This window comes from Enterobacter sp. UCD-UG_FMILLET (assembly GCF_000762975.1).
GTDB classification, from domain to species: Bacteria; Pseudomonadota; Gammaproteobacteria; order Enterobacterales; family Enterobacteriaceae; genus Enterobacter; species Enterobacter dykesii.
In genome coordinates this window covers 19592-32811 of sequence record NZ_JRJC01000042.1, presented here as the reverse complement: position 1 = coordinate 32811, position 13220 = coordinate 19592, and the positions used below count along the sequence as shown (strand labels likewise).

At 50.7% G+C, this 13220-nt stretch carries 22 protein-coding genes; 21 read left to right on the top strand and 1 reads right to left on the bottom strand.

Going from position 1 to position 13220, the window contains the following annotated elements:
• Positions 1-129 precede the first annotated feature (129 nt).
• The 10 genes from LA04_RS19900 to bfr all read left to right on the top strand — a co-directional run bounded on the left by LA04_RS19900 (position 130) and on the right by bfr (position 7283).
• Entirely contained in the window at positions 130-852 is a 723-nt protein-coding gene (locus LA04_RS19900) for a helix-turn-helix transcriptional regulator (RefSeq protein ID WP_003861697.1), read from the top strand.
• A complete protein-coding gene (gene tusD, locus LA04_RS19895) occupies positions 852-1238 on the top strand; it encodes a sulfurtransferase complex subunit TusD (protein WP_047652863.1) in 387 nt (128 codons plus the stop codon). Before LA04_RS19900 ends, tusD begins: the two co-directional genes overlap by 1 nt.
• On the top strand, positions 1238-1597 hold the full coding sequence (tusC, locus tag LA04_RS19890) for a sulfurtransferase complex subunit TusC (protein ID WP_047652862.1): 360 nt from the start codon (positions 1238-1240) through the stop codon (positions 1595-1597). Before tusD ends, tusC begins: the two co-directional genes overlap by 1 nt.
• 7 nt (positions 1598-1604) lie before the next feature.
• Positions 1605-1892 (top strand): sulfurtransferase complex subunit TusB, encoded by a 288-nt coding sequence (tusB, locus tag LA04_RS19885; RefSeq protein WP_033146790.1) that lies wholly within the window; start codon positions 1605-1607, stop codon positions 1890-1892.
• Positions 1893-2016: 124 nt separating this feature from the next.
• Positions 2017-2391 (top strand): 30S ribosomal protein S12, encoded by a 375-nt coding sequence (gene rpsL / locus LA04_RS19880; RefSeq protein WP_000246815.1) that lies wholly within the window; start codon positions 2017-2019, stop codon positions 2389-2391.
• Positions 2392-2487: 96 nt separating this feature from the next.
• Positions 2488-2958 carry a 30S ribosomal protein S7 gene (gene rpsG, locus LA04_RS19875; protein ID WP_004106370.1) on the top strand — a complete coding sequence of 157 codons (471 nt, stop codon included), beginning with the start codon at positions 2488-2490 and terminating at the stop codon, positions 2956-2958.
• 96 nt (positions 2959-3054) lie between these two features.
• Positions 3055-5169: an elongation factor G gene (fusA, locus tag LA04_RS19870; RefSeq protein ID WP_033146789.1), complete on the top strand. Its 2115-nt coding sequence runs from the start codon at positions 3055-3057 to the stop codon at positions 5167-5169.
• 69 nt (positions 5170-5238) lie between these two features.
• Entirely contained in the window at positions 5239-6360 is a 1122-nt protein-coding gene (tuf, locus tag LA04_RS19865; protein ID WP_047652861.1) for an elongation factor Tu, read from the top strand.
• A 179-nt stretch (positions 6361-6539) separates the two neighbouring features.
• Positions 6540-6734, top strand: a complete 195-nt coding sequence (gene bfd / locus LA04_RS19860) for a bacterioferritin-associated ferredoxin (protein WP_008503493.1) — start codon at positions 6540-6542, stop codon at positions 6732-6734.
• Positions 6735-6806: 72 nt separating this feature from the next.
• Complete coding sequence (gene bfr, locus LA04_RS19855; protein WP_008503492.1) at positions 6807-7283, top strand: bacterioferritin; 477 nt, start codon at positions 6807-6809, stop codon at positions 7281-7283.
• On the opposite strand, the gene LA04_RS19850 is transcribed toward bfr, so the two are convergent.
• On the bottom strand, positions 7267-7740 hold the full coding sequence (locus LA04_RS19850) for a prepilin peptidase (RefSeq protein WP_047652860.1): 474 nt from the start codon (positions 7738-7740) through the stop codon (positions 7267-7269). The genes bfr and LA04_RS19850 overlap by 17 nt on opposite strands.
• A gap of 380 nt (positions 7741-8120) precedes the next feature.
• Here LA04_RS19850 and rpsJ point away from each other — a divergent pair, with 380 nt between their 5' ends.
• Genes rpsJ through rpsQ form a run of 11 tightly spaced genes read left to right on the top strand, consistent with a single transcriptional unit; the run spans position 8121 to position 13077 of the window.
• A complete protein-coding gene (rpsJ, locus tag LA04_RS19845; RefSeq protein ID WP_001181005.1) occupies positions 8121-8432 on the top strand; it encodes a 30S ribosomal protein S10 in 312 nt (103 codons plus the stop codon).
• Positions 8433-8464: 32 nt separating this feature from the next.
• Entirely contained in the window at positions 8465-9094 is a 630-nt protein-coding gene (gene rplC / locus LA04_RS19840; RefSeq protein WP_006178923.1) for a 50S ribosomal protein L3, read from the top strand.
• 10 nt (positions 9095-9104) lie between these two features.
• Positions 9105-9710, top strand: a complete 606-nt coding sequence (gene rplD / locus LA04_RS19835; RefSeq protein ID WP_000424395.1) for a 50S ribosomal protein L4 — start codon at positions 9105-9107, stop codon at positions 9708-9710.
• Entirely contained in the window at positions 9707-10009 is a 303-nt protein-coding gene (gene rplW / locus LA04_RS19830) for a 50S ribosomal protein L23 (protein ID WP_000617546.1), read from the top strand. Before rplD ends, rplW begins: the two co-directional genes overlap by 4 nt.
• A gap of 17 nt (positions 10010-10026) precedes the next feature.
• Entirely contained in the window at positions 10027-10848 is an 822-nt protein-coding gene (gene rplB / locus LA04_RS19825) for a 50S ribosomal protein L2 (protein ID WP_000301859.1), read from the top strand.
• 16 nt (positions 10849-10864) lie between these two features.
• Positions 10865-11143, top strand: coding sequence for a 30S ribosomal protein S19 (gene rpsS / locus LA04_RS19820; RefSeq protein ID WP_001138117.1), 279 nt, complete (start codon positions 10865-10867; stop codon positions 11141-11143).
• Between the two features lie 14 nt (positions 11144-11157).
• Entirely contained in the window at positions 11158-11490 is a 333-nt protein-coding gene (gene rplV / locus LA04_RS19815; RefSeq protein ID WP_002919773.1) for a 50S ribosomal protein L22, read from the top strand.
• Between the two features lie 17 nt (positions 11491-11507).
• Positions 11508-12209: a 30S ribosomal protein S3 gene (gene rpsC / locus LA04_RS19810; protein ID WP_000529945.1), complete on the top strand. Its 702-nt coding sequence runs from the start codon at positions 11508-11510 to the stop codon at positions 12207-12209.
• A gap of 12 nt (positions 12210-12221) precedes the next feature.
• A complete protein-coding gene (gene rplP / locus LA04_RS19805) occupies positions 12222-12632 on the top strand; it encodes a 50S ribosomal protein L16 (RefSeq protein ID WP_002919759.1) in 411 nt (136 codons plus the stop codon).
• Entirely contained in the window at positions 12632-12823 is a 192-nt protein-coding gene (rpmC, locus tag LA04_RS19800; RefSeq protein WP_003863282.1) for a 50S ribosomal protein L29, read from the top strand. The genes rplP and rpmC overlap by 1 nt, the downstream gene beginning before the upstream one ends.
• Entirely contained in the window at positions 12823-13077 is a 255-nt protein-coding gene (rpsQ, locus tag LA04_RS19795) for a 30S ribosomal protein S17 (RefSeq protein ID WP_008503489.1), read from the top strand. Before rpmC ends, rpsQ begins: the two co-directional genes overlap by 1 nt.
• Positions 13078-13220: the final 143 nt, after the last annotated feature.

The following is a 13220-nucleotide window of genomic DNA, read 5'->3' as shown; positions in this document are numbered from 1 at the left end:
TTTATTGTGGGGCAGATATAATTAACACTGGAAAGCGCTACGCACGCTGTATTAATTTAGTTGTCCGTGTAGATAATGAGCCTGCCCTGAAAACCTAACGACAGGCTCCTGAAAAGGAGTGTTTTTTTCATGTCCAGGTCGCTTTTAACCAACGAAACCAGTGAACTTGATTTGCTGGATCAACGTCCTTTCGATCAGACCGACTTCGATATTCTGAAATCCTACGAAGCGGTAGTGGACGGGTTAGCGATGCTCATTGGCTCCCACTGCGAAATCGTATTGCACTCCCTGCAAGATCTGAAGTGTTCCGCCATCCGCATTGCGAATGGTGAGCATACTGGCCGTAAAATTGGTTCGCCAATTACCGACCTTGCATTGCGTATGCTGCATGACATGACCGGCGCGGACAGCAGCGTCTCAAAATGCTATTTCACCCGCGCCAAAAGCGGCGTGCTGATGAAATCAGAAACCATCGCGATTCGAAACCGCGAACATCGTGTTATTGGGCTGCTGTGCATCAACATGAACCTTGATGTGCCATTCTCGCAAATCATGAGCACCTTTATTCCGCCAGAAACGCCGGACGTTGGCTCTTCTGTTAACTTTGCCTCCTCCGTTGAAGATCTGGTGACCCAGACGCTTGAGTTTACGATTGAAGAGGTGAATGCCGATCGCAACGTCTCAAACAACGCCAAGAATCGTCAGATCGTGCTCAATCTTTATGAAAAAGGGATTTTTGATATTAAAGACGCCATCAACCAGGTGGCCGATCGTCTGAACATCTCCAAGCACACGGTCTACCTCTATATTCGCCAGTTCAAAAGCGGCGATTTCCTGGGACAAGACAAGTAATGCGTTTTGCTTTAATGGTGACAGGCCCGGCGTACGGCACTCAGCAGGCCAGCAGCGCGCTGCAGTTTGCGCATGCGCTACTGACGGCCGGACATGAGCTGGCGAGCGTCTTCTTCTATCGGGAAGGGGTGTATAACGCGAATCAGTTTACGTCACCGGCGAGCGACGAGTTCGATCTGGTGCGCGCCTGGCAGGCATTAAACGAAAAGCAGGGCGTAGAACTGCACATCTGCGTGGCGGCGGCACTGCGCCGCGGCGTGACCGATGCAACCGAAGCCGCGCGTCTTGGTTTATCGGGTTCTAACCTGCAGCCCGGCTTTTCGTTGAGTGGCCTGGGCGCGCTGGCACAGGCGGCGTTAACCTGCGACAGAGTGGTGCAATTCTAATGAAGCGTGTCGCGTTTGTTTTTTCCTCCGCACCGCACGGCAATGCGTCCGGCAGAGAAGGGCTGGATGCGCTGCTCGCGACCTCAGCATTGACCGAAGATATCGGTGTCTTCTTTTTGAGCGACGGCGTATTCCAGCTTCTGGCGGGGCAACAGCCTCAGGCCATTCTGGCGCGTGATTACATCGCGACGTTCAAAGTATTACCGCTTTACGATATCGAAACCTTCTATGTCTGTGCTGACTCCCTTGCCGCGCGCGGTTTAAACGAGGCAACGCCTTTCGTGCTGGATGTGACAGTCCTGTCTTCTGCTGCATTGCGCGAGCACCTTTCCCACTACGACACCGTTCTGACTTTCTGAGGCTGACATGCTCCATACTCTGAGCCATTCACCGTGGCAATGTGATATCGACGCGTTACTGAGTATGCTGCGCGAAGGTGATGACCTGCTGCTGATTCAGGATGGCGTGCTTGCCGCACTGGACGGCAGTCGTTTCGTTGAAATTCTCACGAATGCCCCCATAACAGTCTCTGCGCTGAAGGACGATCTGGATGCGCGGGGTCTTTCTGGTCAAATTTCAGCCAAAATTGACGTGGTTGGCTATACTGATTTCGTCAATCTTACTGTGACGCACGCCAGTCAAATGAACTGGTGATTTGAGATCGCTGTATATTTCTTGACACCTTTTCGACGTAGCCCTAAAATTTCGCGTCCTCATATTGTATGAGGTCGTTTTATTACGTGTTTACGAAGCAAAAGCTAAAACCAGGAGCTATTTAATGGCAACAGTTAACCAGCTGGTACGCAAACCACGTGCACGCAAAGTTGCGAAAAGCAACGTGCCTGCGCTGGAAGCCTGCCCGCAGAAACGTGGCGTATGTACTCGTGTATATACCACCACTCCTAAAAAACCAAACTCCGCACTGCGTAAAGTATGCCGTGTGCGTTTGACTAACGGTTTCGAAGTGACTTCCTACATCGGTGGTGAAGGTCACAACCTGCAGGAGCACTCCGTGATCCTGATCCGTGGCGGTCGTGTTAAAGACCTTCCGGGTGTTCGTTACCACACCGTTCGTGGTGCGCTGGACTGCTCAGGTGTTAAAGACCGTAAGCAGGCTCGCTCCAAGTACGGCGTGAAGCGTCCTAAGGCTTAATGGTTCTCCGTTAAGTAAGGCCAAACTGATTTATCTTAATGTCACACTAAACTCTTTGAGTTTTGGACAATCCTGAATTAACAACGGAGTATTCCCATGCCACGTCGTCGCGTCATTGGTCAGCGTAAAATTCTTCCAGATCCGAAATTCGGATCAGAACTGCTGGCAAAATTTGTAAATATCCTGATGGTAGATGGTAAAAAATCTACTGCAGAAGCAATCGTATACAGCGCGCTTGAGACCCTGGCTCAGCGTTCTGGTAAAAATGAACTGGAAGCTTTCGAAGTCGCTCTCGACAACGTTCGCCCAACCGTAGAAGTTAAGTCCCGCCGTGTTGGTGGTTCTACTTATCAGGTTCCAGTTGAAGTTCGTCCGGTTCGTCGTAATGCTCTGGCAATGCGTTGGATCGTTGAAGCTGCTCGTAAACGCGGTGATAAATCCATGGCTCTGCGTCTGGCGAACGAACTTTCTGATGCTGCAGACAACAAAGGTACTGCAGTTAAGAAACGTGAAGACGTTCACCGTATGGCAGAAGCCAACAAGGCGTTCGCACACTACCGTTGGTAATCCCTTCGGAGTCTTAGTCACCAGGCGGGCGCTTCAGAGAAGCCGCCCGCTCTGGGTAACTTAACTGAACGCCTAAAGATATAAACGAGGAATCAAATGGCTCGTACAACACCCATCGCACGCTACCGTAACATCGGTATCAGTGCGCACATCGACGCCGGTAAAACCACTACTACCGAACGTATTCTGTTCTACACCGGTGTAAACCATAAAATCGGTGAAGTTCATGACGGCGCAGCCACCATGGACTGGATGGAACAGGAGCAGGAGCGTGGTATCACTATCACCTCCGCAGCGACTACTGCATTCTGGTCAGGTATGGCTAAGCAGTACGAACCGCATCGCGTAAACATCATCGACACCCCAGGGCACGTTGACTTCACCATCGAAGTAGAACGTTCCATGCGTGTTCTTGACGGCGCGGTAATGGTTTATTGCGCAGTTGGTGGTGTTCAGCCACAGTCTGAAACCGTATGGCGTCAGGCGAACAAATATAAAGTTCCACGCATCGCGTTCGTTAACAAAATGGACCGTATGGGTGCTAACTTCCTGAAAGTTGTTGGCCAGATCAAAACCCGTCTGGGCGCGAACCCTGTTCCGCTGCAGCTGGCAATTGGTGCAGAAGAAGGCTTCACCGGCGTTATCGACCTGGTGAAAATGAAAGCCATCAACTGGAACGATGCAGACCAGGGCGTTACCTTCGAATACGAAGATATCCCAGCTGCAATGCAGGACCTGGCTGACGAATGGCACCAGAACCTGATCGAATCCGCTGCTGAAGCTTCTGAAGAGCTGATGGAGAAATACCTGGGTGGTGAAGAACTGACTGAAGAAGAGATCAAAAAAGCTCTGCGTCAGCGCGTTCTGAACAACGAAATCATCCTGGTAACCTGTGGTTCTGCGTTCAAGAACAAAGGTGTTCAGGCGATGCTGGATGCGGTAGTTGACTACCTGCCATCCCCGGTTGACGTTCCTGCGATCAACGGCATCCTGGACGACGGTAAAGATACTCCGGCTGAGCGTCACGCAAGCGACGAAGAGCCATTCTCTGCACTGGCGTTCAAAATTGCTACCGACCCATTCGTGGGTAACCTGACCTTCTTCCGCGTTTACTCTGGTGTGGTTAACTCCGGTGACACCATCCTGAACTCCGTGAAAGCGGCGCGTGAACGTTTTGGCCGTATCGTACAGATGCACGCTAACAAACGTGAAGAGATCAAAGAAGTTCGTGCGGGCGACATCGCTGCAGCTATCGGTCTGAAAGACGTGACCACTGGTGACACCCTGTGTGACCCGGATCACCCGATCATTCTGGAGCGTATGGAATTCCCTGAGCCGGTAATCTCCATCGCAGTTGAACCAAAAACCAAAGCTGACCAGGAAAAAATGGGTCTGGCTCTGGGCCGTCTGGCGAAAGAAGACCCATCATTCCGCGTATGGACTGATGAAGAATCTAACCAGACCATCATCGCTGGTATGGGTGAACTGCACCTGGACATCATCGTTGACCGTATGAAGCGTGAATTCAACGTTGAAGCGAACGTGGGTAAACCTCAGGTTGCTTACCGCGAAGCGATTCGTGCGAAAGTTACCGATGTTGAAGGTAAACACGCTAAGCAGTCTGGTGGTCGCGGTCAGTACGGTCACGTTGTGATCGACATGTACCCACTGGAGCCGGGCTCTAACCCGAAAGGTTACGAGTTCATCAACGACATCAAAGGTGGTGTAATTCCTGGCGAATACATCCCAGCCGTTGATAAAGGCATCCAGGAACAGCTGAAAGCGGGCCCTCTGGCTGGCTATCCGGTTGTTGACATGGGTGTTCGTCTGCACTTCGGTTCTTACCACGACGTTGACTCCTCTGAACTGGCGTTTAAACTGGCTGCGTCTATTGCCTTTAAAGAAGGCTTTAAGAAAGCAAAACCAGTTCTGCTTGAGCCAATCATGAAGGTTGAAGTAGAAACTCCTGAAGAGAACACCGGTGACGTTATCGGTGACTTGAGCCGTCGTCGCGGTATGCTGCGTGGTCAGGAATCCGAAGTAACTGGCGTTAAGATCCACGCTGAAGTTCCGCTGTCTGAAATGTTCGGATATGCAACTCAGCTGCGTTCTCTGACCAAAGGTCGTGCATCATACACCATGGAATTCCTGAAGTATGATGATGCGCCTAACAACGTTGCTCAGGCCGTTATTGAAGCCCGTGGTAAGTAATCCACAGGATTAAAACCTAAGTCCCGTGCTCTCTCCACAGGGGAGAGCACTATAGTAAGGAATATAGCCGTGTCTAAAGAAAAATTTGAACGTACAAAACCGCACGTCAACGTTGGTACTATCGGCCACGTTGACCATGGTAAAACTACCCTGACTGCTGCAATCACTACCGTTCTGGCTAAAACCTACGGTGGTTCTGCTCGTGCATTCGACCAGATCGATAACGCACCAGAAGAAAAAGCTCGTGGTATCACCATCAACACTTCCCACGTTGAATATGACACCCCGACTCGCCACTACGCACACGTAGACTGCCCAGGCCACGCCGACTATGTTAAAAACATGATCACCGGTGCTGCGCAGATGGACGGCGCGATCCTGGTTGTTGCTGCGACTGACGGCCCAATGCCTCAGACTCGTGAGCACATCCTGCTGGGTCGTCAGGTAGGCGTTCCTTTCATCATCGTGTTCCTGAACAAATGCGACATGGTTGATGACGAAGAGCTGCTGGAACTGGTAGAGATGGAAGTTCGTGAACTGCTGTCTCAGTACGATTTCCCGGGCGACGATACCCCAATCGTTCGTGGTTCTGCTCTGAAAGCGCTGGAAGGCGAAGCTGAGTGGGAAGCGAAAATCATCGAACTGGCTGGCTTCCTGGATTCTTACATCCCAGAACCAGAGCGTGCGATTGACAAGCCATTCCTGCTGCCAATCGAAGACGTATTCTCCATCTCCGGTCGTGGTACCGTTGTTACCGGTCGTGTAGAGCGCGGTATCATCAAAGTTGGCGAAGAAGTTGAAATCGTTGGTATCAAAGAGACTGCGAAGTCTACCTGTACTGGCGTTGAAATGTTCCGCAAACTGCTCGAACGTGGTCAGGTTCTGGCGAAGCCAGGCTCAATCAAGCCACACACCAAGTTCGAATCTGAAGTGTACATCCTGTCCAAAGACGAAGGCGGCCGTCATACTCCGTTCTTCAAAGGCTACCGTCCACAGTTCTACTTCCGTACAACTGACGTGACCGGTACCATCGAACTGCCAGAAGGCGTTGAGATGGTAATGCCAGGCGACAACATCAAGATGGTTGTGACTCTGATCCACCCAATCGCGATGGATGACGGTCTGCGTTTCGCAATCCGTGAAGGCGGCCGTACCGTTGGCGCGGGCGTTGTTGCTAAAGTTCTGGGCTAATTAATTATCCCCGAATAAAAAAAGGACGCTTCGGCGTCCTTTTTTGTTTTCTGCCGCTCAGGCACTGTCACAAAATTACGCATTTTTTGCCTGCTCCCGCCCCGTATTGTGGCGTTTGTGCTATTGTAATCATAACCATTCTCACTTACACTTTGCGCATAATTTGAACGGGAGTCTCTATGTACGTTTGTTTATGTAATGGTGTAAGCGACAAGAAAATACGTCAGGCCGTTCGTCAGTTTCAGCCTCAGTCATTTCAGCAGCTACGCAAATTTGTTCCAGTGGGAAATCAATGCGGTAAATGTGTACGTGCTGCGCGAGAGATCATGCAGGACGAATTGATGCAGATCCCGGAATACAAAGAGATCGCGTAAGCGCCCATCTTTTTTTTGACATCCCTGTAGCCCGATCTACGCTTCAATGAGTGGAAGCGGAGGGACTACATAATGAAAGGTGATGTTAAAATCATAAGTTATCTCAATAAATTATTGGGAAATGAGCTTGTCGCAATTAACCAGTACTTTCTTCACGCGAGAATGTTCAAAAACTGGGGGCTTAAACGTCTGAACGACGTTGAGTACCATGAATCGATCGATGAAATGAAGCACGCTGATAAATATATCGAGCGTATTTTATTCCTTGAAGGCATTCCAAACCTGCAGGATCTTGGAAAGCTGGGCATCGGAGAAGATGTCGAAGAGATGCTGCGTTCCGACCTCAGGCTGGAACTTGAAGGTGCCAAAGATCTCCGTGAAGCCATTGCCTATGCCGACAGCGTACATGACTACGTCAGTCGCGATATGATGATCCAGATCCTGGCCGATGAAGAAGGCCATATTGACTGGCTGGAAACGGAGCTGGATCTGATTGCTAAAATCGGTCTGCAGAACTACCTTCAGTCGCAGATTAAAGTGGAAGAGTAACCACCGTCTTCCAGCCTACGCATAAACCCGCTGCTGCCAGAAATGGCCCAAAAGGCAGTGGGTTTTTTAATGCTCCCTTATCGCCGGGGAGTAACGAAAACACAAGAATGCAAAGTAGCGCCATAAGCGCAGCGAGTAACGCCAGCGCAGGCAACATGCACCAGCCATGCCAGGCACCAAGCGCCGCCAGGTATTTTACATCACCATATCCCATCCCTTCACGCCGGCAGATAAACCGATATCCCCAGTAAATAACGGCAAAGCTGATATATCCAGCCATCGCACCTACCACGGCACTCGGCAGAAAATCAGGTTGGACGCAGAGCTGAAAGAGCAGGCCCGCCCATAGCAGCGGGCAAAGAAATTTATCAGGAAGCAGTCCGTAGCGAATATCTGCACGGACCAGAAAGGCAGTCAGCGAAAAATAGACCAGCAAAAAGGGGAGGATGGTTAACATGGAAAAGGCCTCAAAAGGGTTTGAGCGCATCCTCGCTATGATCGGCCTGGTCGGCAATCTACAAAAACGACAATTGCGTAGGGGCTCGAGACAAAGTATTGAGAAGGGATACATTGCGTAAAAAGTTGCGCGCCCTTACGCATACTGCGCCTCTAGCGCTTAATTTCTAAACGGCACTTGCGTCTTGTCCAGATTTACGTATAATGCGCGGGCTTGTCGTAATTGACGGCGGGTTCAATCAGAACCAGAGTAGCTCATTTTGTTACTCAACAATGCTCCCAATTGGGGAGCTACGTAAGAACGGTTACACTCTCCCATCAATCGTAATGGGTTTGAGGAGTAATCATTTTCGTTTATAAAATAATTGGAGCTCTGGTCTCATGCAGAACCAAAGAATCCGTATCCGCCTTAAAGCGTTTGATCATCGTCTGATCGATCAATCAACCGCGGAAATCGTCGAGACTGCTAAGCGCACTGGTGCGCAAGTCCGTGGTCCGATCCCGCTGCCGACCCGCAAAGAGCGCTTCACCGTTCTGATCTCTCCGCACGTCAACAAAGACGCGCGTGATCAGTACGAAATCCGCACTCACAAGCGTCTGGTTGACATCGTTGAGCCAACTGAGAAAACCGTTGATGCTCTGATGCGTCTGGATCTGGCTGCCGGTGTAGACGTGCAGATCAGCCTGGGTTAATCAGGTCATCGAGCGATTGAGAGGTTGATACAATGATTGGTTTAGTCGGTAAAAAAGTGGGCATGACCCGCATCTTCACTGAAGATGGCGTTTCAATCCCAGTAACCGTAATCGAAGTTGAAGCAAACCGCGTTACCCAGGTTAAAGATCTGGCTAACGATGGCTACCGCGCTGTTCAGGTGACCACTGGTGCTAAAAAAGCTAACCGTGTAACCAAACCAGAAGCGGGTCACTTCGCTAAAGCTGGCGTAGAAGCTGGCCGTGGTCTGTGGGAATTCCGTCTTGCTGAAGGCGAAGAGTTCACCGTAGGTCAGGACATTAGCGTTGAGCTGTTTGCTGACGTTAAAAAAGTTGACGTAACCGGTACCTCTAAAGGTAAAGGTTTTGCTGGTACCGTTAAGCGCTGGAACTTCCGTACCCAGGACGCTACCCACGGTAACTCCTTGTCTCACCGCGTTCCGGGTTCTATCGGTCAGAACCAGACTCCGGGCAAAGTGTTCAAAGGCAAGAAAATGGCAGGTCAGCTGGGTAACGAACGTGTGACCGTTCAGAGCCTGGACGTAGTACGTGTTGACGCTGAGCGCAACCTGCTGCTGGTTAAAGGTGCAGTTCCGGGTGCAACCGGTAGCGACCTGATCGTTAAACCAGCTGTGAAGGCGTAAGGGGATAGCAATGGAATTAGTATTGAAAGACGCGCAGAGCGCGCTGACTGTTTCCGAAACTACCTTCGGTCGTGATTTCAACGAAGCGCTGGTTCACCAGGTTGTTGTTGCTTATGCAGCTGGTGCTCGTCAGGGTACTCGTGCTCAGAAGACTCGTGCTGAAGTAACTGGTTCTGGCAAAAAGCCATGGCGCCAGAAAGGTACCGGCCGTGCGCGTTCAGGTTCTATCAAGAGCCCGATCTGGCGTTCAGGTGGCGTGACCTTCGCTGCGCGTCCACAGGACCACAGTCAAAAAGTTAACAAAAAGATGTACCGCGGCGCGCTGAAAAGCATCCTGTCCGAACTGGTACGTCAGGATCGTCTGATCGTTGTCGAGAAGTTCTCTGTTGAAGCGCCTAAAACTAAGCTGCTGGCACAGAAACTGAAAGACATGGCTCTGGAAGATGTGCTGATCATCACCGGTGAGCTGGACGAGAACCTGTTCCTGGCCGCACGTAACCTGCACAAGGTTGACGTACGCGATGCGACTGGTATCGACCCGGTTAGCCTGATCGCCTTCGACAAAGTCGTAATGACTGCTGATGCTGTTAAGCAAGTTGAGGAGATGCTGGCATGATTCGTGAAGAACGTCTGCTGAAGGTGCTTCGCGCACCGCACGTTTCTGAAAAAGCGTCTACTGCGATGGAAAAAACAAACACCATCGTTCTCAAAGTTGCTAAAGACGCGACCAAAGCAGAGATCAAAGCTGCTGTGCAGAAACTGTTTGAAGTCGAAGTCGAAGTCGTTAACACCCTGGTAGTTAAAGGGAAAGTTAAACGTCACGGACAGCGTATCGGTCGTCGTAGCGACTGGAAAAAAGCTTACGTCACCCTGAAAGAAGGCCAGAATCTGGACTTCGTTGGCGGCGCTGAGTAAGTCGGAGGAGTAATACAATGGCAGTTGTTAAATGTAAACCGACATCTCCGGGTCGTCGCCACGTAGTTAAAGTGGTTAACCCTGAGCTGCACAAGGGCAAACCTTTTGCTCCGTTGCTGGAAAAAAACAGCAAATCCGGTGGTCGTAACAACAATGGCCGTATCACCACTCGTCACATCGGTGGTGGCCACAAGCAGGCTTATCGTATTGTTGACTTCAAACGCAACAAAGACGGTATCCCAGCAGTTGTTGAACGTCTTGAGTACGATCCGAACCGTTCCGCGAACATCGCGCTGGTTCTGTACAAAGACGGCGAACGCCGTTACATCCTGGCCCCTAAAGGCCTGAAAGCTGGCGACCAGATTCAGTCTGGCGTTGATGCTGCAATCAAAGCAGGCAACACCCTGCCGATGCGCAATATCCCGGTTGGTTCTACCGTTCATAACGTAGAAATGAAACCAGGTAAAGGCGGTCAGCTGGCACGTTCCGCTGGTACTTACGTTCAGATCGTTGCTCGTGATGGTGCTTATGTCACCCTGCGTCTGCGTTCTGGTGAAATGCGTAAAGTCGAAGCAGACTGCCGCGCTACTCTGGGCGAAGTTGGCAATGCTGAGCATATGCTGCGCGTTCTGGGTAAAGCAGGTGCTGCACGCTGGCGTGGTGTTCGTCCTACCGTTCGCGGTACTGCGATGAACCCAGTCGACCACCCACATGGTGGTGGTGAAGGTCGTAACTTTGGTAAGCACCCGGTAACTCCGTGGGGCGTTCAGACCAAAGGTAAGAAGACCCGCAGCAACAAGCGTACTGATAAATTTATCGTACGTCGCCGTAGCAAATAATTTTAGAGGATAAGCCATGCCACGTTCTCTCAAGAAAGGTCCTTTTATTGACCTGCACTTGCTGAAGAAGGTAGAGAAAGCGGTGGAAAGCGGAGACAAGAAGCCCCTGCGCACTTGGTCCCGTCGTTCAACGATCTTTCCTAACATGATCGGTTTGACCATCGCTGTCCATAATGGTCGTCAGCACGTTCCAGTCTTTGTTACCGACGAAATGGTTGGTCACAAACTGGGTGAATTCGCACCGACTCGTACTTATCGCGGCCACGCTGCTGATAAAAAAGCGAAGAAGAAATAAGGTAGGAGGAAGAGATGGAAACTTTAGCTCAACATCGCCATGCTCGTTCTTCTGCTCAGAAGGTTCGCCTTGTTGCTGACCTGATTCGCGGTAAGAAAGTGTCGCAGGCCCTGGACATCCTGACCTATACCAACAAGAAAGCTGCGGTATTGGTCAAGAAAGTACTGGAATCTGCCATTGCTAACGCTGAACACAACGATGGCGCTGACATCGACGATCTGAAAGTCGCGAAAATTTTCGTAGATGAAGGCCCAAGCATGAAGCGCATTATGCCGCGTGCGAAAGGTCGTGCAGATCGCATCCTGAAGCGCACCAGCCACATTACTGTGGTTGTGTCCGATCGCTGAGACTCTGGAGACTAGCAATGGGTCAGAAAGTACATCCTAATGGTATTCGCCTGGGTATTGTAAAACCATGGAACTCTACCTGGTTTGCGAACACCAAAGAATTCGCTGACAACCTGGACAGCGATTTTAAAGTACGTCAGTACCTGACTAAGGAACTGGCTAAAGCGTCTGTATCTCGTATCGTTATCGAGCGTCCAGCGAAGAGCATCCGTGTGACTATTCACACTGCTCGTCCTGGCATCGTTATCGGTAAGAAAGGCGAAGACGTAGAAAAACTGCGCAAGGTCGTGGCGGATATCGCTGGCGTTCCTGCACAGATCAATATCGCTGAAGTTCGTAAGCCTGAACTGGACGCTAAATTGGTTGCTGACAGCATCACTTCACAGCTGGAACGTCGTGTTATGTTCCGTCGTGCTATGAAGCGTGCTGTACAGAACGCAATGCGTCTGGGCGCTAAAGGTATCAAAGTTGAAGTTAGCGGCCGTCTGGGCGGCGCGGAAATCGCACGTACCGAATGGTACCGCGAAGGTCGCGTACCGCTGCACACTCTGCGTGCTGACATCGACTACAACACCTCTGAAGCGCACACCACTTACGGTGTAATCGGCGTTAAGGTATGGATCTTCAAAGGTGAGATCCTGGGTGGTATGGCTGCTGTTGAACAACCGGAAAAACCGGCTGCTCAACCTAAAAAGCAGCAGCGTAAAGGCCGTAAATAAGGAGCGTCGCTGATGTTACAACCAAAGCGTACAAAATTCCGTAAAGTGCACAAAGGCCGCAACCGTGGTCTGGCGCAGGGTACGGATGTTAGCTTCGGCACTTTCGGTCTGAAAGCTGTTGGCCGTGGTCGTCTGACTGCACGTCAGATCGAAGCAGCACGTCGTGCAATGACCCGTGCAGTTAAGCGTCAAGGTAAGATCTGGATCCGTGTATTCCCGGACAAACCGATCACCGAGAAGCCACTGGAAGTTCGTATGGGTAAAGGTAAAGGTAACGTGGAGTACTGGGTTGCCTTGATCCAACCGGGCAAAGTCCTTTATGAAATGGACGGTGTTCCGGAAGAGCTGGCCCGTGAAGCCTTCGGCCTGGCAGCAGCGAAACTGCCTATCAAAACCACCTTTGTAACTAAGACGGTGATGTAATGAAAGCAAAAGAGCTGCGTGAAAAAAGCGTTGAAGAGCTGAACGCTGAGCTGCTGAACCTGCTGCGTGAGCAGTTCAACCTGCGTATGCAGGCTGCAAGTGGCCAGCTGCAACAGACTCACCTGCTGAAGCAAGTGCGTCGCAATGTTGCACGCGTTAAGACTTTACTGACTCAGAAGGCGGGTGCGTAATGACCGATAAAATCCGTACTCTGCAAGGTCGTGTTGTTAGCGACAAAATGGAGAAATCCATTGTTGTAGCTATCGAACGTATTGTGAAACACCCGATCTACGGTAAATTCATCAAGCGTACGACCAAACTGCACGTACATGACGAGAACAACGAATGTGGTATCGGCGACAAGGTTGAAATCCGTGAATGCCGTCCACTGTCCAAGACTAAGTCCTGGACGCTGGTTCGCGTTGTAGAGAAAGCGGTTCTGTAATACAGTACGCCTTCTCAATACGAATAAACGGCTCAGCGATGAGCCGTTTATTTTTTCTACCCATATTGCAGAAGCGGTGTTATAATGCCGCGCCCTCGATATGGGGCTTTTTAACGGCTCTGATTTTAGAGTCTCAGGTAGTA